Source organism: Kaistia soli DSM 19436, assembly GCF_900129325.1.
Classification (GTDB): domain Bacteria; phylum Pseudomonadota; class Alphaproteobacteria; order Rhizobiales; family Kaistiaceae; genus Kaistia; species Kaistia soli.
Genome location: NZ_FQUP01000001.1, coordinates 1,624,079 through 1,644,391, shown reverse-complemented (window position 1 = coordinate 1,644,391; position 20,313 = coordinate 1,624,079). Strand labels below are relative to the sequence as shown.

General features: G+C 64.8%; 20 protein-coding genes. 11 read left to right on the top strand and 9 right to left on the bottom strand.

The window, feature by feature from the left end; genetic code table 11:
- Nucleotide 1: 1 nt before the first annotated feature.
- A complete protein-coding gene (locus BUB39_RS25445) occupies nucleotides 2-172 on the top strand; it encodes a hypothetical protein (protein WP_175561777.1) in 171 nt (56 codons plus the stop codon).
- A gap of 57 nt (nucleotides 173-229) precedes the next feature.
- On the opposite strand, the gene BUB39_RS08020 is transcribed toward BUB39_RS25445, so the two are convergent.
- From BUB39_RS08020 to BUB39_RS08010, 3 genes are all read right to left on the bottom strand, one after another.
- Entirely contained in the window at nucleotides 230-982 is a 753-nt protein-coding gene (locus tag BUB39_RS08020) for a carbohydrate ABC transporter permease (protein ID WP_244540203.1), read from the bottom strand.
- A gap of 119 nt (nucleotides 983-1,101) precedes the next feature.
- On the bottom strand, nucleotides 1,102-2,049 hold the full coding sequence (locus BUB39_RS08015; protein WP_084527172.1) for a carbohydrate ABC transporter permease: 948 nt from the start codon (nucleotides 2,047-2,049) through the stop codon (nucleotides 1,102-1,104).
- Between the two features lie 104 nt (nucleotides 2,050-2,153).
- On the bottom strand, nucleotides 2,154-3,434 hold the full coding sequence (locus BUB39_RS08010; protein WP_073052388.1) for an extracellular solute-binding protein: 1,281 nt from the start codon (nucleotides 3,432-3,434) through the stop codon (nucleotides 2,154-2,156).
- A gap of 429 nt (nucleotides 3,435-3,863) precedes the next feature.
- Between BUB39_RS08010 and BUB39_RS08005 the strand changes: the two genes are divergently transcribed.
- The 4 genes from BUB39_RS08005 to BUB39_RS07990 all read left to right on the top strand — a co-directional run bounded on the left by BUB39_RS08005 (nucleotide 3,864) and on the right by BUB39_RS07990 (nucleotide 8,867).
- Nucleotides 3,864-5,303, top strand: coding sequence for an NAD(P)-binding domain-containing protein (locus BUB39_RS08005; RefSeq protein ID WP_073052387.1), 1,440 nt, complete (start codon nucleotides 3,864-3,866; stop codon nucleotides 5,301-5,303).
- Nucleotides 5,304-5,313: 10 nt separating this feature from the next.
- Entirely contained in the window at nucleotides 5,314-6,357 is a 1,044-nt protein-coding gene (locus BUB39_RS08000) for a questin oxidase family protein (RefSeq protein ID WP_073052386.1), read from the top strand.
- A gap of 10 nt (nucleotides 6,358-6,367) precedes the next feature.
- Entirely contained in the window at nucleotides 6,368-7,540 is a 1,173-nt protein-coding gene (locus BUB39_RS07995) for an amidohydrolase family protein (protein WP_073052385.1), read from the top strand.
- A gap of 109 nt (nucleotides 7,541-7,649) precedes the next feature.
- Nucleotides 7,650-8,867 carry an MFS transporter gene (locus BUB39_RS07990; RefSeq protein WP_073052384.1) on the top strand — a complete coding sequence of 406 codons (1,218 nt, stop codon included), beginning with the start codon at nucleotides 7,650-7,652 and terminating at the stop codon, nucleotides 8,865-8,867.
- 60 nt (nucleotides 8,868-8,927) lie between these two features.
- Here BUB39_RS07990 and BUB39_RS07985 read toward each other — a convergent pair whose 3' ends face one another.
- The 4 genes from BUB39_RS07985 to BUB39_RS07970 form a co-directional block, all read right to left on the bottom strand.
- On the bottom strand, nucleotides 8,928-9,986 hold the full coding sequence (locus BUB39_RS07985; protein WP_210187044.1) for an FUSC family protein: 1,059 nt from the start codon (nucleotides 9,984-9,986) through the stop codon (nucleotides 8,928-8,930).
- A gap of 14 nt (nucleotides 9,987-10,000) precedes the next feature.
- Nucleotides 10,001-10,960 carry an NAD-dependent epimerase/dehydratase family protein gene (locus tag BUB39_RS07980; RefSeq protein ID WP_073052382.1) on the bottom strand — a complete coding sequence of 320 codons (960 nt, stop codon included), beginning with the start codon at nucleotides 10,958-10,960 and terminating at the stop codon, nucleotides 10,001-10,003.
- Between the two features lie 74 nt (nucleotides 10,961-11,034).
- Nucleotides 11,035-12,318: a chloride channel protein gene (locus BUB39_RS07975; protein WP_073052381.1), complete on the bottom strand. Its 1,284-nt coding sequence runs from the start codon at nucleotides 12,316-12,318 to the stop codon at nucleotides 11,035-11,037.
- A 48-nt stretch (nucleotides 12,319-12,366) separates the two neighbouring features.
- A complete protein-coding gene (locus BUB39_RS07970) occupies nucleotides 12,367-13,149 on the bottom strand; it encodes an SDR family NAD(P)-dependent oxidoreductase (protein WP_073052380.1) in 783 nt (260 codons plus the stop codon).
- A gap of 164 nt (nucleotides 13,150-13,313) precedes the next feature.
- Between BUB39_RS07970 and BUB39_RS07965 the strand changes: the two genes are divergently transcribed.
- From BUB39_RS07965 to BUB39_RS07950, 4 genes are all read left to right on the top strand, one after another.
- Entirely contained in the window at nucleotides 13,314-14,165 is an 852-nt protein-coding gene (locus BUB39_RS07965) for a DeoR/GlpR family DNA-binding transcription regulator (RefSeq protein WP_073052379.1), read from the top strand.
- A 64-nt stretch (nucleotides 14,166-14,229) separates the two neighbouring features.
- Nucleotides 14,230-15,030, top strand: coding sequence for a BtpA/SgcQ family protein (locus BUB39_RS07960; RefSeq protein ID WP_073052378.1), 801 nt, complete (start codon nucleotides 14,230-14,232; stop codon nucleotides 15,028-15,030).
- Between the two features lie 8 nt (nucleotides 15,031-15,038).
- Nucleotides 15,039-16,541 carry an FGGY-family carbohydrate kinase gene (locus BUB39_RS07955; protein ID WP_073052377.1) on the top strand — a complete coding sequence of 501 codons (1,503 nt, stop codon included), beginning with the start codon at nucleotides 15,039-15,041 and terminating at the stop codon, nucleotides 16,539-16,541.
- A gap of 74 nt (nucleotides 16,542-16,615) precedes the next feature.
- The gene (locus BUB39_RS07950; RefSeq protein WP_073052376.1) at nucleotides 16,616-16,837 is read left to right on the top strand and encodes a hypothetical protein; all 222 of its coding nucleotides are present in this window, start codon (nucleotides 16,616-16,618) and stop codon (nucleotides 16,835-16,837) included.
- A gap of 68 nt (nucleotides 16,838-16,905) precedes the next feature.
- Here BUB39_RS07950 and BUB39_RS25185 read toward each other — a convergent pair whose 3' ends face one another.
- Entirely contained in the window at nucleotides 16,906-17,286 is a 381-nt protein-coding gene (locus tag BUB39_RS25185; protein WP_139251380.1) for a hypothetical protein, read from the bottom strand.
- On the opposite strand from BUB39_RS25185, the gene BUB39_RS07940 reads away from it, so the two are divergent.
- Nucleotides 17,285-17,692 (top strand): DoxX family protein, encoded by a 408-nt coding sequence (locus tag BUB39_RS07940; RefSeq protein ID WP_073052374.1) that lies wholly within the window; start codon nucleotides 17,285-17,287, stop codon nucleotides 17,690-17,692. The genes BUB39_RS25185 and BUB39_RS07940 overlap by 2 nt on opposite strands.
- Here BUB39_RS07940 and BUB39_RS07935 read toward each other — a convergent pair.
- Nucleotides 17,671-17,868: a heavy-metal-associated domain-containing protein gene (locus BUB39_RS07935; protein ID WP_073052373.1), complete on the bottom strand. Its 198-nt coding sequence runs from the start codon at nucleotides 17,866-17,868 to the stop codon at nucleotides 17,671-17,673. The genes BUB39_RS07940 and BUB39_RS07935 overlap by 22 nt on opposite strands.
- A gap of 143 nt (nucleotides 17,869-18,011) precedes the next feature.
- Here BUB39_RS07935 and BUB39_RS07930 point away from each other — a divergent pair, with 143 nt between their 5' ends.
- Nucleotides 18,012-20,312, top strand: a complete 2,301-nt coding sequence (locus BUB39_RS07930) for a heavy metal translocating P-type ATPase (protein WP_073052372.1) — start codon at nucleotides 18,012-18,014, stop codon at nucleotides 20,310-20,312.
- The last annotated feature ends 1 nt before the right edge of the window (nucleotide 20,313 follow it).

Sequence of the window (20,313 nt, the reverse complement as noted above, 5' to 3'; positions counted from 1 at the left end):
CGTGCCTGTCATCAACCTCATCGCCTCACTCGCCATCGTCGCTGTCTTCGCAGCCTTCATGCTATCGCTCGCCTACGCCGAGCGGACGACCAGGTCCACAAGGCCGCAGATTCAGCCCGCAAAGGCGCGGGCCGATCAGCCAGTGCCACGCGGCAACGTCAAGACGGCATGAAACCCGGACAAGGCAAAGCCTTAAGCGGCCGCGACAGAAGCGCGGCCGTCTACGGCCTCAATGCACGCCCTTTGTCAGGCCCTGTACGAAATAGCGGTTCATGAACAGCGCCATCAGCATGATCGGCACCGTCGAGAAATGCGCGAGTGCGCCGAGCGTGCCCCAGGTGATGTCCTTGGTGCCGAAGGCAGCCAAAAGCGCGACCGAGAGCGGCTTTGAATCCGAATTGGTCAGGAACATCGCGACCAGGAAGTCGTTCCACGAAAACATCACGCAGAATAGCGCCGAGGCGATGATGCCCGGAACCACGGTCGGCAGCGCGACGCGATAGAACGCGCCAAACAGCGTGCAGCCGTCGGTGAGCGCCGCTTCTTCCATGTCGCGTGGCAGCGAGCGGAAATAGGAGAACATCATCCACGTCACGAAGGCGCAGTTGAGCGTCGTGTTGATCAGGATGACCGCCCACCACGTTCCGAGCAGGCCGATGTCGCGCATCATCAGGTAGAACGGCAGCAGCGTCGCGATGATCGGCACGGTGCGGATGGCGAGGAAGAGATAGGCGACCCAGATCGCATAACGCGACCGCGCCCGGGCAAGCGCATAGCCGGCCGGGACGCCGAGCAGCAGCGAGAGCACCGCCGAGCCGAGCGAGATGATGATGCTCGACTGCAGCAGCGACCAGACGTCGAAAACCTCAAAGACGCGTCGGAAATTATGCAGCGTCGGCTCGAACAGGAAGCTCGGCGGCGAAGAGAACATGTCTTTCGGCGGCTTGTAAGCGGTCGCGACGAGCCAGAGCACGGGGATCATGTAGACGGCTATGATGAGCACGAGCGCGGTCCGCTCGATGCGGATGCGCTTCTGCAGAGCTGTCACGCGGCGGGCGGGCGCGGCGAGCCGCGGCAGGGTCGCGGTGGTGGTCATCGTGGTCATTGTTCATTGGCCTTCACGTCGGCGCGGCGGATCAGAAGAGTGAAGGCCGCCGCCATCAGGGCGATGCACAGGATCGAGATGTTGGCGATCGCCGACGCATAGCCGATGTTGAAGAATTGCAGGCCCTGCTTGACGCCATAGACCATCAGCGAGGTCGTGGCGTCACCCGGACCGCCGCCGGTGGTGACGAAAATCGAATCGAAGACGCGGAAGGCGTCCATCATCCGCAGCACCAGCGCCAGGAACACGGTCGGCAGCAGCAGCGGCAGAATGACGAGGCGGAATCGCTGCCATGACGTCGCGCCGTCGGCGAAGGCGGCTTCGAGAATGTCGCCCGGCAGCGCCTTGAGGCCCGCGAGCAGGATCAGCGCCACCAGCGGCGTCCATTCCCAGATATCGATGAAGATCAGCGTCGGCAGCGCCGTGGTCGTGCCAGCCAGCAGACCGCGGGGCGAGGTGATGCCCCATTCGGCGAGATAATAGCCGATATAGCCGTAGTCGACCGCGAGAAGCGCACGGAAGATCAGGCCTACGACCAGCGGCGTGATCGTTACGGGAATCAGCAGGAAGGCGAGACAGATGCGGTTGAAGCGACCATCGCGCCACAGCAGCATCGCAAGCCCGAGCCCGAGGATGAACTCGAAGAACACGGCGCCGATCGTGAACACGAAGGTGTTGATGAGCGCGCGCTGGCCGGTGCCGTCGGTCAGGACCTGGACGTAGTTGTCGAGCCCGACAAAGGTCTTGGCACCGCCGCGTCGCAGCAGGTTGTAGTCGAAGAACGAATATCCGATGCCCTGGACCAGCGGCCAGATCGCGACGGCAGCGATGTAGACGACCGCCGGCAAGGCAAGGGCGAGCAGGAATAGCTGGCGCCGATCGTCGAAACGCAGCGACTTCCGACGGCTTGGCTGCCGGGGCGACGGGATGGCGGTCGTAGCGATCGACACGAAGCGTTTCCTCGAAGGTCCGGAAAGGAAGCTGCGGCCGTTGGAAGCCGCAGCTGGGGTCCCGCTAAGGCAGCGGGACGATCATGACCAAGACGCGATCAGAACAGCTTCACCGCCTGAGCCTGCGCATCGTCGAGCGCGGTCTTCGGATCGACGCCGCCGACGAGAACTGCGTTCACAGCCGTTCCGAGCAGATCCTGGATCTCCGGATACTGCGGAATCCGCGGACGATAATCGCCATCGGCATTGTCAAACGACTTGGCGATGATCGGCAGGAAGGGATACTTCTTGTTGAGGTCCGGATCGGCCAGCGTCGACTTGCGGATATAGCTGCCGGCGCCGTTCATGTTCATTTCCTTCTGGACCTCAGGGCTGGTCAGCCACTTGATGAAGGTCCAGGCGGCTTCCTGCTTCTCTTTGTCGATATCGGCATTGATGGCCATGCCCCAGCCGCCGAGGCCGTATTTGGGTTCCATTCCCTTGGCGACCGGCGTGTAGGTGATGCCGACCGTATCGACGACCTTCGACATTGTCGGATCGTAATAGCCGGGCGCGCCGACCGACCATGTTTCCATCATCGCAGCGAGACCCTGGCGGAAGCTCTCCTCGCGGCCGCCCCAATCATAGTCGACCGCGCCGGGAGGCGCCGCCTTGTCGAACAGCTCCTTGTAGACCTTGAGGCTGGCGATGTTGGCGTCCGAATTGAGCGCTGGCTTGCCGCTGGCGTCGAGCACCGAGCCGCCGAGCTGCGCGTTGTACTGCAGCCAGTCCTGCGCCACCGCCGGGCCCTTCTGGCCGTTGGCGACGAAGCCGTAAATCTTCTTCGAGGGATCGGTGAGCTTGAGCGCCGTCGCGACGAAGTCCTCGGCCGTTTCCGGAACCTTGAGGCCGGCGGCGTCGAGCAGATCCTTGCGATAGGCGAGGACTGCCGCATAGCCGGCAAAGGGGAACGCGACCTGCTTGCCATTGTACTGGCCGATATATTTCAGCGTCGCGGGATAGATATCGTCGATCTGAAGCTCTGCGGCATCGCGCTTCATCAGATCATTGAGATCAACCGTATAGCCATTCTCAGCGTATTGCCCCGCCCAGACGATATCCATCGTGATGAGATCGTAGGACTTGGTGTGACCGACGAAATCCGCCTGGGTCTTGGTCAAAAGCGAGCCGTAATCGAGGATGTCAACCTTGACCGTGGCGCCGGTCTTCTCCTCGAACTCGGGCGCCAGCTTGGCGATGACCGACGCGAACTGGTCGTTCTGGGACGCGATGGTCAGGGTCGTCCCGGCCAGCGGCTTGTCGGCCGCCCCCGCCGTCGCCACGGCTGAAGCCAGCGCGAACGCGGCAACACCGAGCTTGAGTGCAGATGTCTTGATCATTGTCGTGACTCTCTTCCGTTGTGACAAGGGAGCGGAAACGGAGTATACATCAAACAAAATCGCGCTCAAGAAACGTCATTTATTTCCGAATCTCACACAAATGCACATCAGGTCCGAACAAGTCCCGAATAACGGCGCTTCGAACACTAACGAAGCACCTTCGCTATCCATGTTCATCCAAAGTTATCGACCCTGTTCGAATCTTCGCGTCCCGGTAGCATCGGATGCGCGTGGCTCGGTTCCGCCCCGCAGATTTTCCTGCGGAGAAGCGCCTGCAGCGTTCGGGCCATTGTGGCTTCTGCCTAATTGCGCATCAAGCCCGAGTGTCGACCAATCGGCGGGCATCAACCGCCTTTACGCCGACCACGAGATCGGCAACCATCCCTTCACTGCCCTCGATATCCGGAGCCGCCTCGCGCGGATCGACGCATGAGTGCCTCTTCACGTCTCGATGAACTCGAACAGTTGATTGCCCGCGACCTTGAGCGAATCGAGGCTTCGCCTCGCCCCTGGCTGCCACGGCGCAGCGGGCCTGACGGCGCGCCATTGCACAACGTCGTCATCGTGGGCGCAGGGCTTTCCGGCCTTTCCATCGGCTTCGGGCTGAAGCGGCAGGGCATTGGCGATGTCGTGCTGATCGACCGAAGCGCCGAAGGTCGCGAGGGGCCGTGGCTCTCCTGCGCCCGCATGGACACGTTGCGTTCGCCGAAGCATCTCTCGGGGCCCGATCTCGGCGTGCCGAGCCTCACCTATCGCGCATGGCATGATGCTATTCACGGGGAGGATGCCTGGCAGGCAGTCGGCAAGATCGACCGTGCGGATTGGATGGCCTATCTCACCTGGTATCGCCGCATGGCCGCGCTCGATGTGCGCAATGGCACGGTGCTGAAGGCTATCAGTCCGGTCGAGGACTACCTAGCGCTCGACATCGAGACCGCCGCGGGCAGCAGCAGGCTTTATGCGCGCAAGCTGGTGTTGGCGACCGGCATCGAAGGTGCAGGCGGCCTAGCCGTCCCGGATTTCGTGAAGACGCTGCCGCGCGAACGCTGGACGCATAGCGGCGAGACGGTCGATACGACGGGTCTCCAGGGCCTCGATATCGGCGTCGTCGGCGCCGCCTCCTCGGCCTTTGACTGGGCGGTGGCGGCGCTGCGCAATGGCGCCAACGCGGTTTCGCTGTTCGCGCGGGCCAGCGAGCTGCCGAAGACGGAAGTGCTCGCCTGGAGCAATTTCCCGGGCTTCCTCGGCCATTTTGCTGATCTTGACGCGGAACGCCGCTGGCGCTTCATGCGCCGCTTCTTCGAATTGAAGGTGCCGCCGACGCAGGAGATGTACCGTGCCGCGCATGCCTTCCCGAACTTCCGCACCGAGCTCGGCTGCCCGCCGCTCGCGGCGCGCATGGAGAACGGCCGCGTCCAGCTCGATACGCCGCGCGGGACGTTCGAATTCGATCACCTCTTGCTCGGCACAGGTTACGACATCGACCTGTCACTGCGACCTGAACTGGCGCCGTTCGCGGATGAGATCGCGCTTTGGGCCGATCGCTTCACGCCGCCGGCCGGCGAGGAGGACGCCGCACTTTCGCGCTATCCCTATCTCGGCAGCGATTTCGAGTTCACCGAGAAGGAACCCGGCATGGCGCCATGGCTCGCGCATATCCATGTCTTCAACAATGGCGCGGTGCCCAGCCTCGGCCCGATCTGCAACGGCATCACTGGGCTCAAATATGGCGTGCCGCGCATGGTCGCGGCGCTGACGCGGGGCCTGTTCCTGGCCGATGCCGATGCGCACTATGCCGATCTGATGGCTTATGACGAAGAGCATTTCCGCGCCGACGACACCGGCCGCGCCGCTCCCGTCCAAGGTTAGGAGAGATATCGTGACCCTTGCTTCCGCCCTGCCGCATGACAGGCTCGACGACCTCCTCGCCGACGCTCGCGCCGACAGCGTGGAGTTTCCCTATCTGCTCGCCAACCATGTGCCGATGATCCTGGTCGCGATGAACCGGCTCGGCTCTGACGACGCACGCCTCGCGGAATGGCTCGCGATGTATCGCCGCGTGAAGGGTCTGGTGCCGATGCCGCCGCGCGTCGCGCCGATCGCCAGGGAAAACTGGCTCGATCATCTCGGCGACCGCAGCCGCGAGGCCGACTACCGCGATCTGATGATGGCCGAAGTCCGCCGTCTCGGTATCGACGACGCGATCCACGCTTACGTGCCGACGCTGATCCCCGGCATCGGGGCGAGCGCCCTGCATTGCCTGATGCGCCTCGCCTATGGCGTGCTGCGTATGGACCCGAACGAAGTCGGCACGGCCATCGGCTATTGGTGCGCCACCTATCTGAAGATGCCGCAGGCCACCGGCGCCGCGCCCTCGACCGACGATCCGGGCGCCGTTCTCGCAGCGGCTTCGGCCATTCCCGACATGCACGCGCTCGAGCCCGAGACCGATCTGCTCTGGCATACGATCCGTGCGGCAGGCGAAGCGCCCGGCTTCGCGCCGGTGGTCGACCTGCTGGAGATCCGCTCCGATTGCCTCGCCCGCATGGCGTCGACGTCGCTGGCGCTGTTCGCGGCGACGATGGATTTCTCTGCGCTGCATGCGGTGACCGGGACGCACTGGGTGCGCCTGGTCTCGCCTCACCTGCCCGCCGCCGATCGCCCGCGCATCATCCGACACTTCTGGCAGATCATCGCCTCGCTGGTCCCGAAGATCGGCTTCCCGTCACTGCCCTCGGCTGAAGAGGTCGAAGCCTGGCGCCGGTTGCCCGCGCCGTCCTGGGACGAGATCGCCGCCGCGGCGATCGCCTCAGACGACGAGCACGACATCAGCCTGGTCTTCTCGGCCCGCGAGGAGGAGAAAATCTATGGCGACCCGCTCTACCGCGTCGTCGCCGCGCGCCGTGTCAACCTCATCGCCTGACGGAAGCCCCATGCAAGCCGATCTCGTCATCGCCGGCGCGACAGCACCGGACGGAAGCCTTGTCGACGTCGCGATCAGCGGGGCGACCATCTCGGCCGTTACGCCGGCAGGCGAATTGCCCCAAGGCGCACGCCGCATCGAGGCTGCCGGCAAGCTCGTCTCGCCCTCCTTCGTCGAGGGCCATATCCATCTCGACAAGACGCTGCTCGGCCTGCCCTTCATCCCGCATATTCCTGGCAACACGGTCGCGTTGCGCATTGCCGCCGAAAAGCAGCTGCGCCGCACCGTAGCGCTTCCGGTCGAGGAACGCGGCGGCCGGCTGATCGAACAGATCGCCGCCTTCGGCACCGGTTCGATTCGCAGCCATGTCGATATCGACACGGAGATCGGTCTCAAGGGGCTTCATGCGCTGATGGTGCTGAAGGAGCGCTACGCGCATCTCGTCGACATCCAGATCGTCGCCTTCCCGCAGAGCGGCGTGATCACTGATTCGGGCACGGCCGCTCTTCTCGATGCGGCGCTGGAGGAAGGCGCCGACCTCGTCGGCGGGCTCGATCCGGCCGGCATCGACAATGACGTCACCGGGCATCTCGATGCGATCTTCTCCATCGCCGAGAAACACGGTGTCGGCCTCGATATCCACCTACATGATCCGGGTCCCCTCGGTGCATTCGAACTGCGCCAGATCGCGGGCCGCACCAAGGCCGCCGGCCTCGAAGGCAAGGTCGCCGTCAGCCATGCCTTTGCGCTTGGCTCCATCGACGATGTCGAGTTCGGCCGCACCGCCCAAGCGCTGGCATCGGCCGGCGTCGCGATCATGACCAACGGCCCGGGCCCGGTTTCGATGCCGCCGGTAAAGCGCCTCAAGGCGGCGGGCGTCACCGTCTTCGCGGGCTCCGATAATATCCGTGATGCCTGGTCGCCCTATGGCAATGGCGATCTCCTGCAGCGCGCGATGATCATCGGCTACCGGCAGGACTTCAACGCCGACGAAGACGTCGCCCACGCCTTCGCCATGGTGACGACCATTCCTGCGACCGTTCTCGGTCTCGAAGGCTATGGCCTCGCCCCCGGCTGCCGCGCCGATCTCGTGCTCATTCCCGCAGGCTCGGTGCCGGAGGCAGTCGCCGGGGTCTCCGGCGGCCGGACCGTGCTGAAACATGGCAAGGTGATCGCCGGATAGTGAAGGGACAGCCTGCGGTAGGCGATCAGCGCGCTGTTGGATTTCGCGGCGAAAACTGGCATGTCTTCTGCCCCGCCGGCGCCTCGCGCCGCGTCCCAAGGCAGTCCTCATGACGTCAAGCTCTCCAGCCGCAGCGGCTCCGCAGCCGACGATCACACCCGCCATCACCTTCCTGCTCGCGTTCTCATGCGGCGCGATCGCGGCCAATCTCTATTACGCGCAGCCGCTGATCGCGCTGATCGGGCCGGATGTCGGCCTGTCGCCGCATGTTGCGAGCCTGGTCGTGACGCTGACGCAGATCGGCTATGGCTTCGGGCTTGTCCTCCTGGTGCCGCTTGGCGACATCATCGAGAACAAGCGCCTGATCACCATCGCGGTCGCGGTGACCGCAGTGGCGCTGGTGCTGACGGCGTTCGCACCGAGCGCCCTGCCCTTCCTGGCGGCAGCGCTGTTCATCGGCTTTTCCTCCAGCGTCATCCAGATGCTGGTGCCGATGGCGGCCAGCATGACCGATCAGGCATCGCGCGGCCGTACCGTCGGCAATGTGATGAGCGGCCTGATGGTCGGCATCCTGCTGGCCCGTCCGATCGCCGGATTCCTGTCCGATTACATCGGCTGGCGCGGCGTTTTCGGCGTTTCGGCCGCAGCGATGATCCTGCTCTGCGCCCTGCTGATGCGCTTCCTGCCACGGCGACGGCCGGATGGCGGACAGAGCTATGGCGCGCTGCTTGCCTCGCTCTACACGATCTGGAGGACGACGCCGCTGCTGCGGCGGCGCGGCATCTATCAGTTCTTCCTGTTCGCCGATTTCAGCCTGTTCTGGACGGCCGTGCCGCTTGAGCTGCACGGCGCCGATTTCAATTATTCGCAGTCGCAGATCGCCCTCTTCGCGCTCGCGGGCGCAGCCGGCGCCCTCTCTGCACCGATCGCCGGCCGTCTTGCCGATCGCGGCTATACGCGAGCCGGAACCGGCGCCGCCATCGTCCTCACCATCACGGCCTTCGCCCTTGCGGGGCTTGCGGGCCATCTGTTGTCTATCGCGCTGATGGTCGTGGCGGCGATTCTGCTCGATTTCTTCATCCAGGCGAACACCGTCTTCGGTCAGCGCGCGCTCTACATGCTGGCTCCCGAGATCCGCAATCGCCTCAACGGCCTCTACATCGCCACCTTCTTCATCGGCGGCGCGCTCGGCTCGGCGGTGGCCAGTCCGCTGCATGAATGGGGCGGGTGGCCGGCGATCGTCGCCGCCGGCATCGCCTTCCCGGCCGTCGGACTTCTGTATTTCCTGACGGAATTCCGGCCGAATGCAAAAGGGCGAGTTGCCTAGATCAATTGTCTTGTCGCGTTTCCTTCACGTGAACCGGTGCCCACTTCGCTCGGAAACGCTCTAACCGGGCGACTTGGGCGCATGCAGCGGCAGGAGAATGAGCGCTGCGGCAAGTCCGAGCCCGCCCCCCACCACCGTCTCCCAGATGCGTGCGGCGAAAAGCCATGTCGAATGCTCGCCGGCCGCGGCGAGCGTGACGACGAGCGTGAACGCATAGGCGCCGCACGCGACGTCGTAGCGATTTGGCAGCGCCATGGCATAGATGATCATCGCGATCGCGGCAGCGGACCAGACGAGAAGCGGGGCGTCGATGGCGAGCGGGAGGCAGGCGATGCCAAGGGGCACGCCGATCAAAGTCCCGAAGATGCGCCGTCGGACACGATCGAGCGTGCCAGAGGTCGTGCTGGCGATGACATAGGTGCAAGCGGTGATCGCCCAGCTCGCTTCCTCAAGACCGAACCGGTCATCAAGTGCGACGATGACAAGCGTCGCCACGGCGGCCTGACATCCCATTACGAGTTCCGCCGGTGATCTGAGCGGCCCCCTGGCGATGGCGGGCGCTTCTTGCGCGGCGGCCGGATGCTCGGCCGGACCGCTCAGAAGGCGCGGGACCACCGCGGCGACGGCAGCGATCGCCACGGCAACAACGACCGTGCCGAAATCCGCATGCGTCAGTCCCGCACCATAGGCGAGCAACTGGCCGATAAAGATCTGCGAGCCGATACCGGCGCCAAGCACGCCGAAGCGCTTGAGATAGCCGACGCAGAAGGCTCCGGATGCCAGAATGATCTCGGAGCCGGGCCGGCCGGGTCCCGTGAGCTCGGCGGCAAAGGACAGCATGACGACGGCGCCGATACCGGCAGCGAGGCAGAGCAGCAGCAGATCGCGGGTCGAGTCGCGCCGCTGGATTCGCGCTTCCGAAACGCTCGCCCAGAGTGCGAAGCCGCCCGCCAGAAAGCTGAGCGTGCCGCCATTCGCGACGCCTGAAGCGACTGCATGCAACGTCCCCATCATGGCGGCGAGGCCGAAGGCCGTCACAAGCCGAAGGCCCTTGACCCGGCGATGAGTTCCGGGATCGACGCGCTCGAACCAGCCTGAGATCGCTTCGAACACCGCCACCCCCGCGGCTCCCGTCAGCCGAGGCCGACGACGCCCTTATCGATCAGCCAGGCAACTGATTCCTGCACGGCCTCGAGTGAAGTGTATCGCGGCTCATAGCCCAGCATCGTTCTCGCCTTCTCGATCGAGCAGTTCGGGCTGTGGGCGATATGGTCCCATGTCGCCTGGGCGTCGCGATCGCTCTGCCGAGTCTTCCATTCCGGCCAGGGCAGCAAGGCAAGGTTCGGCTCCCGACCGAACCAGGCGGCCATCGCCTCGGCATAGCCGCGTAGCGTCACTGCGGCCGGCGAAACGGTATGGAAAGCCTCGCCGATGGCGGAACTCCGCCTGGCGATCGCGCGCATGAACATCTGCGCCACGTCGTCGGCGTGAACATGGTGGACCGTCTCCATGCCGAAATTGGGAATGAGGACTTCCTCGCCCTTGGCGAGGCGGGTGAAGACAGCCGGGTCGAAATGGCCTTCTGGATTGAGCGGTTCCCAGCCGCGGCCGACGATATGGCCGGGATGGACGATCGTAGCTGGAAAGCCGTTGCGCCGCGCTTCGTGCAGCAGATACGCCTCGATGGCGGCCTTCTGGATGCCGTAGTCGCCGAAAGGCCGGCGCGGCTGCATCTCCGTCGTCGGAACGGTGACACTCGGGCCATGCACCCAGATCGTTCCAGTGTGCAGGAAATGCTCGACCTCTCCCTTCACGGCCTCGACGATCTCCTTCGCGCTCGCCAGCGTGAAGCAGGTCATGTCGATGAGGATGTCGGGCTTCAGATCGAAGATGGCGCCGCCGAACGTGTCGTCGCCTTCGGCCGATTCGCGGTCGATCACGACCTGCTCGACCGCCGCCCAGGCATGGTGCGGCGTATAGGGCTGCCGCTGTCCGCGGCTGACATTCACAACATGATAGCCGGCCTCGACCAGCCGCGGCACCAGATAGGTGCCGACATGCCCGCTGCCGCCGATGATCACGACCCTCGTCATCGCTTCCTCCGCTCACCATTCTAGGTCGCAGCATAGGACGGGCTGGAAAGCACGAAGGCAAGCCTGACGACGTGTCACGCGGCCGTTGTGGGCGGCGCCTCCGGCTTGTCGCGGAAGCCGCGCGAGAGGCCGTGATAGAGCCGCTCCTTGCAGATCAGGGCCGAGACTCCATCAGCGATGATCGCAGCCGCAAAGAGCGGGAGGATCAGCTTGTGGCTGTCGGTCATCTCGGAAACGATGAGCACGGCTGTCAGCGGCGCCCGCACGACGCCGACGAAATAGGCGATCATCCCCAAAAGGACGACAGCCCCAACCGGCTGGTCGGGGAAGATCGCCGAAAGCATCTGCCCCAGTCCCGTTCCGGCGGCGAGCGAGGGCGCGAAGATGCCGCCGGGAATGCCGGAAAGCGCCGTCAACAGCGTGGTCGCCATCTTGGCCGGGCCGAACCAGAGCGGCTCGGTGCCACCCTCGATGATGTTGCGAGAGACGCCATAGCCAGTCCCCCAGGTGAGGCCCGCTCCGAAGACGCCGATCAGCGCGATGATGAGACCCGCCAGCACGGCCCACAGAATCGGGCGCTGGCGGAGCTTCGCGACCGGGCTCCAGTCGCTCGCCGTAAACCAGAGCATGATCCGGGAGAACACGCCGCCCGACAGGCCGCCGAGAACGCCCGCGACCGGGGCGATCATGATGGCGGCCTTGATCGTCAGCGCATCATGGACTGCGCCGAAATAGAGATAGTCGCCGGCGATCCCGAGGCTGACGAGGCCTGAGATCATGACGGCCGCCATCACGAGAAGCGCGAGGCGCTGCTCATAGGCCGAAGCGAGTTCCTCGATCGCGAATGCGACGCCTGCAAGCGGCGTGTTGAAGGCTGCCGAGACGCCCGCCGCGCCGCCGGCGATGGTGACTGCAGCCGTCAGCGGCACACGGAACAGGCGATGCGTCGCTTCCATGATTGCGGCGCTGATCTGGACGGTCGGTCCCTCGCGCCCGACGGAGCCGCCGGCAAAGAGCGCGAGGACGGTCAAAACGAACTTGAAGGCGGCCGTCCTCAGCGACGTCAGCCGCGCATTTGCTTCGGATGCAGCGTTGTGCGATCCAGCGATGACCTGCGGGATGCCGGAGCCGCGCGCTTCCGGCGCGAAGCGCCGCGTCGTCCAGACGATCAAACCATAGGCCGCTGGCGTCAGCAGAAGCGGCGCGAGCGGAAATCGGTCGAGGATCCAGTGAAAGGCTTCCTGCGCCGCATCGGCAGACGCAGCGAATGCGAGTGCAACGAGGCCGATCAGTACGGCCCCGCCAGTCGTGGCAGTCCGGCGTCGCCAGACAGATCCGAACTCAGTCCATTTCTGCATTGAACCAGCGCCTGTTGCGACGACGGGCGGGCGCCCACGTCGCCGGCGTTAATCCATACGGAAGCCGCCGGTGATGTTGATGCCCTGCCCGGTCATGAACCGTGACGCGTCAGATGCAAGGAAAACCACGACGTCGGCCACATCCTCGGGCTCTTCGATGCGGCCGAGTGGCGTCAGCGACACATATTCCGCCCGCACGGCCTCCGGCGTCATGCCGCGCAGCTCGGCTTCCCATACGATCTCGCGCTCCTGCATCGAGGTCTTCACGAAGCCGGGGCAGACGCAGTTGACGCGGATGCCCTTCGGAGCGAGTTCGCGCGCCAGCGCCTGCGTCCAGCCGAAAACGGCAAACTTCGAGGCCGAGTAATGGGCGAGCAGCGGGGCGCCGACCTTGGCGGCCAGCGAAGCGGTATTCACGATCACCGCCGGCTTCTTCTCGGCAAGGAAATAGCGCGTCGCGATCTGGTTTGTGAGGAAGACGCCGCGGGCGTTGACGTCGAAATTGAAGTCCCATTCCTCGTCGGTGATATCCACTGCCGGACGCATGGTCGAGACGCCCGCATTGGCGCAGAGGATATCGAGGCCGCCGAGGCCTTCGATCGCCTGGCCCATCGCATGCTCGACCGAGGCGCGCTTGGTGACGTCGATCTCAACCGCGAAGCCGCCATTGCTGAGCTCGGCGATGACCGTCTGCGCTGCCATCACGTCGAGGTCGGCGATCGCGACCGTCGCGCCGGCCCGGTCGAGGGCGCGGACAATCGCAGCGCCGATACCCTTGGCGCCACCGGTGACAAGGGCCTTGCGGCCCGTCAAGTCGAATATGCCCGCCATACCTTGTCAGCTCCTCACGGCTCGGATTTTGAAGGCGCTAAGGAAGCGCAAAACCGAACACTTTACAACGCCGAACTTCCGGTTCATGTTCGGTTATGTTCGAACCTGTTACAGTCTGAACGTGGCAACTACCTCGCCGCGGCAGATTCTAAGGGCGCCCTGGAATGCATACGGACGACCTCCCCAGCTATGACCCAGCCGTCGGTTTTGGACGCATGCCGGCTGGTGCGCGCCAGTCGCTGATCCTTGATGTGGTCGAGATGGACGGTTTCGTCTCCGTGTCGCAGATTGCGTCCAATCTCAACGTCTCCGAGATGACGATCCGTCGCGATCTGGTCGTCCTGGAGGAGCGCGGTCTGCTCGCACGCACCCATGGCGGCGCCGTTTCGGCCGCCACCAGCCCGCGCGAGGTGTTCGATCTGGAGGAGCCGGCCTTCAAGCGTCGGCGTCATCGCAATGCCCGCGAGAAGACGGCGATCGCCCATGCCGCCGCATCGCTGATCGGGCCCAGCGAGACTATCGGCCTTGATGTTGGCACATCGACCCTGACGCTCGCCGAGGCGATCGTGGAGCGGGCTGACCTTCGCGTCTTTACCAACAGCCTGCGCGCCGCCATGGTTCTCTCTGCATCCAAGAGCCCGGTCTATGTGCTCGGCGGCGAGGTCCGCAATCCCGAACAGTCTGTGGTCGGCTCGCGCGCCGTCGGCGAACTCGCCAATTACAACCTCGACCGCGTCTTCATAGGTGTATCAGGCCTGATCGAAGCCGGCTTTTTTGACTATTCGGTCGAGGACAGCGAGGTGAAGCGCGCCTTCATCGCTCGCGCCGACCAGATCGTCATTCTCTGCGATTCCTCGAAATTCGACCATCGTTCGCTGGCGCGCGTCTGCGACATCGCGGGCGCGGACGTGCTTGTCACCGACGCGCCGCCCCCGAACCACCTGGCAAGGGCGCTCGAGGCGGCGGAGGTCCAGGTGATCGTGGCCGGTGCCGTCGCCGAGCGCATCGCAGGATAGTTTTTTCAGTTCTGACATGAAGCGGCGGCCGGCAGGATCGGCCCCCGCCAAGGGGATTAACGGAATGGTTTTTGATTTCTTCGGCGCACGTCGCAAGGTCGTGGTCGGCATGGTCCATATCGGCGCCCTGCCCGGCACGCCGCTCTATGATGCCGATGGCGGCGTCGAGAAGCTGATCGAGAACGCCGCAAGCGATCTCGAGAAACTGCAGGCTGGCGGTATCCATTCGGTGATGTTCGGCAACGAGAACGACCGGCCCTATGTCTTCAAGGCAAGCTCGGCAACGATCGCGGCGATGACCGCCGTCATCCAGGCCCTGAAGCCGATGATGAAGGTACCCTTCGGCGTCAACTATCTCTGGGATCCCTCGGCCTCGGTGGCGATTGCCTGCGCGACCGGCGCCTCCTTCGCGCGCGAGATCTTCACGGGGCTGTTCGCCTCGGATATGGGCCTCTGGCAGCCGAATGCCGCCGAGGCGCTGCGTCTTCGCCGCGACCTTGGCCGTCCGGACCTGAAGCTGCTCTTCAACATCAATGCAGAATTCGCCGCGAGCCTCGATCATCGGCCGATCGCGCTGCGCGCCAAGAGCGCCGTCTTTTCATCGCTCGCCGACGCAATCCTCGTTTCCGGCCCGATCACCGGCCAGCCGGCCGAGACGTCCGATCTTCGCGCCGTCTCCGAAGCCGTCAAGAATGTCCCGATCTTCGCCAACACCGGCGTTCGACTGGAGAATGTCCGCGAGGTCATGACCTATGCCGACGGCGTCATTGTCGGCACGCATTTCAAGGTCGATGGCGACACCTGGAACGCCGTCGACGCGGATCGCGTCAAGCGCTTCATGGACGTCGTCGACGCGATCGTCTGACCCGCATCATGACCTCGGCCCGCCCGGACACCGTCATCGGCCTCGATATCGGCACGACCTCGACCATCGGCATCGCGGTGCGGCCGCCGGGCGAGATCCTGCATGTCGCCTCAAAGCCGGTAACCCTCTCTTCGCCCTTTCCGGGCTGGGCAGAGGAGGATCCGGCCGAGTGGTGGGCGAATTGCGTCGCCATTCTCCGGGAGATCGTCGCGGCATTGCCGGGCGGTCCAGCCAGCCTCGCCGGCCTCTGCGTAACGGGCATGCTGCCGGCCGTGGTGCTGCTCGACGTGGACGGCGCGGTGCTTCGCCCGAGCATCCAGCAGAGCGACGGCCGCGTCAGCGCCGAAGTCGACGCCCTGAAGGCCGAACTCGATGAGGCCGCGTTCCTGGCGCGCGCTGGCAATGGTGTGAACCAGCAACTGGTCGCGGCCAAACTGCGGTGGATCGCGCGGCATGAGGCCGATGTGTTCGCCCGCATCGCCACGGTGTTCGGTTCCTATGACTATATCAACTTCCGCCTGACCGGCCGCCGCGCCGTCGAGCAGAACTGGGCGCTTGAGGCCGGGTTCACCGACCTCGCCGATCACCGCATCGCCGACGATCTCGTGAGCCTTGCTGGCATTCCCCGCAGCGCCGTTCCTGACCGAACGGTGACGCATGAGCGGATGGGCACCGTATCGGCTGAAGCCGCGGCCTTGACCGGGCTCCCCGAAGGACTGCCCGTCTTCGGCGGCGCCGCCGACCACATCGCCTCGGCGCTCGCCGCCGGCATCGCTGAGCCCGGTGACGTTCTGCTCAAATTCGGAGGCGCCGGCGATATTGTCGTCGCCGCGGCAACGGCAACACCCGATCCGCGTCTCTATCTTGATTATCACCTCGTGCCCGGCGTCTATGCGCCGAACGGCTGCATGGCGGCCTCGGGCTCGGCGCTCAATTGGCTCGCCGGTCTCATCGGAACAACCAATGGCGAGGAGCGTCCGCATGTCGCCCTCGACGCGCTCGCCGCCAGCGTTCCGGCCGGCAGTGACGGGGTACTCTGCCTGCCCTATTTCCTCGGCGAAAAGACGCCGATCCATGATCCGCTGGCGCGCGGCACCTTCACCGGCCTCAGCCTCAGCCATGGCCGCGGTCATATCTGGCGTTCGCTGCTCGAAGCTATCGCCTATGGGTTCCGACACCATCTAGATGTGCTGCAGGAGATGGGTCATCAGCCCGCACGAGTGTTCGCCTCGGATGGCGGCACCAAGAGCCGGATCTGGATGCAGATCGTCGCCGACATTGTCGGCCTGCCGGTGCGCCTGCTCGAGAACCCCTATGGCTCGTCAGTCGGCGCCGCGTGGGTCGCTGCGATCGGCAGCGGCCTTGCAACCGACTGGGCAGGCGTCAGTGCCCTTGCCCGCCAAGGCGATCTGATCACGCCGATCGACGCCAACCGGGACGTCTATGATCGGGGCTACGCCCGATATCGCGCCACATACGAAGCGCTGAAACCCATCTTCGCGATGCCGTGAGCCCAGCGGACTACGGAACCGTTCCAGCGAGGTGACGTTTGCCTCCGTCACGCCATCAGGACGGAGGACGTCGCATGATCGAACACGACCCCAAGCCCTATGCGAATACCGATGAGCGCCAGCAGGGCGGCTTTTCGAACGATGACGAGAACATCCGCCAGCAGCAGGCGGAAGATGTCGCCGACGAGAACCAAGATTCTCAGCCTTTGCCGGACCCCGGCGGCGAGCGGCACGCGACGATCGACTTCGACGATGAGGATTTTGGCGAAGGCCGCGACGAAATCGCAAGCCGCTGATGGCCATTGCCAGACGACGCAAATGCCCGGGACCAGCCCGGGCATTTTTCTTGATGACGACGATGTCGCTATTTGCGGCCGGATGCGATTTGCGATGGGGAAAGCTGCGAAGGCTTCACTTCCGCGCCAGTCACCCCAGCCCCCGGCTGCGTCGAAGCGAGCGGATCGCTGGTCGGGAACGTCTCGTTGAGCTCCAGATCAAGCTTACGCTCGTCGGCCTTTTTCTGCTCACGCTGAGCGCGGCCGGGAACGATCGTGTTCAGAACCTTGTCTACGACCATGATGACCTCCTGAGCCGTTGAATCGGCTTCCGGAGAGTCAAAGCGCCCGCGCCCGTTTCGTTCCAACAAGAACCCCGGGAGCGGCAGCCCATGCAGCGCCGCGCTTCGTGATGCCGCTTTATTCCCCGAGAGGTGTAGGATTTCCGCCGGTGCGCCGGAGGACGACATGCTCTCGATGAGATTCCTGGATCGCTGGCGGCCTGAACTTCTGGCCGCGCTTCGCATCGTCGCGGCGCCGCTGTTTCTCGAGCATGGCACGTCGAAGGTTCTCGGCTGGCCTTATGTCGAGGGCATGAGCAGTGTGCCGCCCCTGACGCTGTTCTGGACCGCCGGCTTGATTGAGATCATCGGCAGCCTGCTCCTGATCGTCGGGCTACTGACGCGGCCGGTCGCCTTCCTGCTCTCGGGCGAAATGGCGATCGCCTATTTCATGGAGCATCTGCCGATCGCGTTCTTCCCGATCAACAATCAGGGCGACGCACCGATCCTGTTCTGTTTCGTCTTCCTCTATATCGCCGCTGCCGGACCCGGCGCCTTCAGCCTGGACGGGCGTCAGGCGGCGGCCGGCTCGTAGCCGGCGGCCCGGATCGCAGCGGCGACGACGGACGCATCTGCTTCGCCTGCAACCTCTACGCGCTTCGACGCCAGGTTCACCGTGACCTCCGCTGCCGGGGCAGCTGCGCGCGCGGCCTTGCCAATGGTCGAGGCGCAATGGCCGCAGGTCATGTCTGGAACAGTGAAAATCAACATTGGAAGCACCTTTCTCATGGTTCGTTGATCGAGATCTGGGGCTTCCAACCATGGCAAGGTCAAGAGTTAAAATGCACCTTGACCTTCCCATGATGGGAAGCCCTATCTAACGGGTCATCAAGATCAGAACGAGCGGAAAGCCGATGACACAGCACCATGACCCCGCCAAGGTAACGACCTCCGCGCACGGCGCTCAGCCTGAGCGAATCGAGTTTTCGATCGAGGGAATGACCTGCGCTTCCTGCGTCTCGCGTGTCGAGAAGGCGATCAAGGCGGTTCCGGGCGTCGACACGGCCAGCGTCAATCTCGCCACCGAACGCGCGACGATCCATGCGCACGGCGCGTCCATGTCCGGCGCGATCGAAGCGGCGGTGGCCGGAGCGGGCTATCAGGCTCATCAACTGACGCATGATCATCCGCCGCATGATGCGATGGCCCATCACAACCACAATGCGGACGGCCTCGGGCGCGATCTCGCGCTCGCCGCTGCGTTGACGCTCCCGATCGCCGTCTTTGAGATGGGCGGCCATCTGGTCCCGGCTTTCCATCACTGGACGATGATGACGCTCGGCCCGTGGAACGCCTGGTTGCAATTCGCGCTGGCGACCCTCGTCCTCGCGATTCCCGGCCGCCGGTTCTTCGTTTCGGGCATTCCGGCGCTGCTGAAGGGGCAGCCGGAAATGAACGCGCTCGTCGCGCTCGGCGCAGGCGCCGCCTGGCTCTATTCGACGGTCGTAACCTTCGCGCCCCAACTCATCCCCGCCGGCAATGACGCGCTCTATTTCGAGGCGGCTGCGGTGATCGTGACGCTGATCCTGCTCGGCCGCATGCTGGAGGCGCGCGCCAAGGGCCGGACCGGCGCCGCGATCACGGCGCTCATCAAGCTCAGCCCGAAGACCGCCCGGGTCAGCCGCGACGGCGGCGCCGCCGCTGACATGCCGATAGAAGCAGTCCGCGTCGGCGACATCGTGCTGGTTCGCCCGGGCGAGCGCATCCCCGTGGACGGCACCGTCACAGAGGGCATGTCGCATGTCGACGAATCGATGATCTCCGGCGAGCCTGCTCCTGTGGCAAAGGCAGCGGGCGCGGCCGTCGTCGGGGGCACGGTCAATGGCGGCGGCAGCTTTTCTTTCCGCGCCGAACGCGTCGGCAGCGATACCAAGCTGGCCGAGATCGTCCGCATGGTCGAGGCTGCGCAGGGCGCCAAGCTGCCGATCGAGGCGCTCGTCGACCGCGTCACCGGCATCTTTGTGCCCGCCGTCATCGTGGTAGCGATCTTGACATTCCTGGGCTGGTATTTCTTCGGTCCTGAGCCTGCGCTCTCGCTTGCCCTCGTCAACGCGGTGGCCGTGCTGATCATCGCCTGCCCATGTGCCATGGGGCTCGCGACGCCCGTCTCGATCATGGTCGGCACCGGCCGCGCCGCCGAATTCGGCATCCTGTTCCGCCAGGGCGATGCCCTGCAGGCCCTTGCCGGTGCCGATGTGGTGGCGATCGACAAGACGGGCACGCTGACCGAAGGCAAGCCCGTGCTGACCGACCTGATCCCAATCGGCGATGTTGCGCGCGACGAGTTGCTCGGCCTTGTCGCCAGCGCTGAGGCCCGTTCGGAGCATCCGATCGCTCGCGCCCTGCAGAAGGCGGCGGAAGCTGAGGACCTGCCGTCGGTCGAGGCCGAGACATTCGAGGCCGTTATCGGCAACGGTATCAGAGCTCGTGTCGAAGGCCGGATGGTCCTGGTTGGAACCGCGCGATTTCTGGGCACCCAAGGCGTCGATCTCGCGCCGCTCGCAGCCGAGATGTCGAGGCTCGGCGAAGAAGGCAAGTCGCCGATACTGGTTGCGATCGACGACAAGGCGGCCGGGGTCATCGCGGTCAGCGACGCTTTGAAGCCAACCACAGCCGCTGCCATTGCCGGGCTGAAGCGGCTCGGCCGCCGCGTCGTGATGGTGACCGGCGATGGCAAGGCGACGGCGCGGGCGATCGCGCAGGCGGCAGGGATTGATGAAGTGCATGCCGGCGTAATGCCCGAGGGAAAGGCTGACGTGGTGGCCGAATTGCGGAAGGGCGGTGCGCGTGTCGCCTTTGTCGGCGATGGCATCAACGATTCGCCGGCCCTTGCCGCAGCCGATATCGGCATAGCCATCGGCACCGGCACGGATGTCGCGATCGAAAGCGCCGACGTGGTGCTGATGTCTGGCGATCTTGGGGGCGTGGTGACCGCGATCGGCTTGTCCAAGGCGACCATGCGCAATATCGGCGAAAACCTCTTCTGGGCCTTCATCTACAATGCGGCGCTGATCCCCGTCGCGGCGGGCCTGCTCTATGCGCCGTTCGGTATCCTGCTCTCCCCGATGCTCGGCGCGGCCGCGATGGCGCTCTCCAGCGTCTTTGTGGTCGGCAACGCGCTGCGGCTGAAGCGTTTCCGCCCGAAAGGAGCCTGAT

Bases quoted from the DNA above. Each gene is read 5' to 3' on its own strand.
- BUB39_RS08020 (WP_244540203.1), bottom strand. From the start codon at position 982: ATGATCCCCGTGCTCTGGCTCGTCGCGACCGCTTACAAGCCGCCGAAA.
- BUB39_RS08010 (WP_073052388.1), bottom strand. From the start codon at position 3,434: ATGATCAAGACATCTGCACTCAAGCTCGGTGTTGCCGCGTTCGCGCTG.
- BUB39_RS08005 (WP_073052387.1), top strand. From the start codon at position 3,864: ATGAGTGCCTCTTCACGTCTCGATGAACTCGAACAGTTGATTGCCCGC.
- BUB39_RS07995 (WP_073052385.1), top strand. From the start codon at position 6,368: ATGCAAGCCGATCTCGTCATCGCCGGCGCGACAGCACCGGACGGAAGC.
- BUB39_RS07990 (WP_073052384.1), top strand. From the start codon at position 7,650: ATGACGTCAAGCTCTCCAGCCGCAGCGGCTCCGCAGCCGACGATCACA.
- BUB39_RS07980 (WP_073052382.1), bottom strand. From the start codon at position 10,960: ATGACGAGGGTCGTGATCATCGGCGGCAGCGGGCATGTCGGCACCTAT.
- BUB39_RS07975 (WP_073052381.1), bottom strand. From the start codon at position 12,318: ATGCAGAAATGGACTGAGTTCGGATCTGTCTGGCGACGCCGGACTGCC.
- BUB39_RS07970 (WP_073052380.1), bottom strand. From the start codon at position 13,149: ATGGCGGGCATATTCGACTTGACGGGCCGCAAGGCCCTTGTCACCGGT.
- BUB39_RS07965 (WP_073052379.1), top strand. From the start codon at position 13,314: ATGCATACGGACGACCTCCCCAGCTATGACCCAGCCGTCGGTTTTGGA.
- BUB39_RS07960 (WP_073052378.1), top strand. From the start codon at position 14,230: ATGGTTTTTGATTTCTTCGGCGCACGTCGCAAGGTCGTGGTCGGCATG.
- BUB39_RS07955 (WP_073052377.1), top strand. From the start codon at position 15,039: ATGACCTCGGCCCGCCCGGACACCGTCATCGGCCTCGATATCGGCACG.
- BUB39_RS07950 (WP_073052376.1), top strand. From the start codon at position 16,616: ATGATCGAACACGACCCCAAGCCCTATGCGAATACCGATGAGCGCCAG.
- BUB39_RS07940 (WP_073052374.1), top strand. From the start codon at position 17,285: ATGCTCTCGATGAGATTCCTGGATCGCTGGCGGCCTGAACTTCTGGCC.
- BUB39_RS25185 (WP_139251380.1), bottom strand. From the start codon at position 17,286: ATGTCGTCCTCCGGCGCACCGGCGGAAATCCTACACCTCTCGGGGAAT.
- BUB39_RS07935 (WP_073052373.1), bottom strand. From the start codon at position 17,868: ATGTTGATTTTCACTGTTCCAGACATGACCTGCGGCCATTGCGCCTCG.
- BUB39_RS07930 (WP_073052372.1), top strand. From the start codon at position 18,012: ATGACACAGCACCATGACCCCGCCAAGGTAACGACCTCCGCGCACGGC.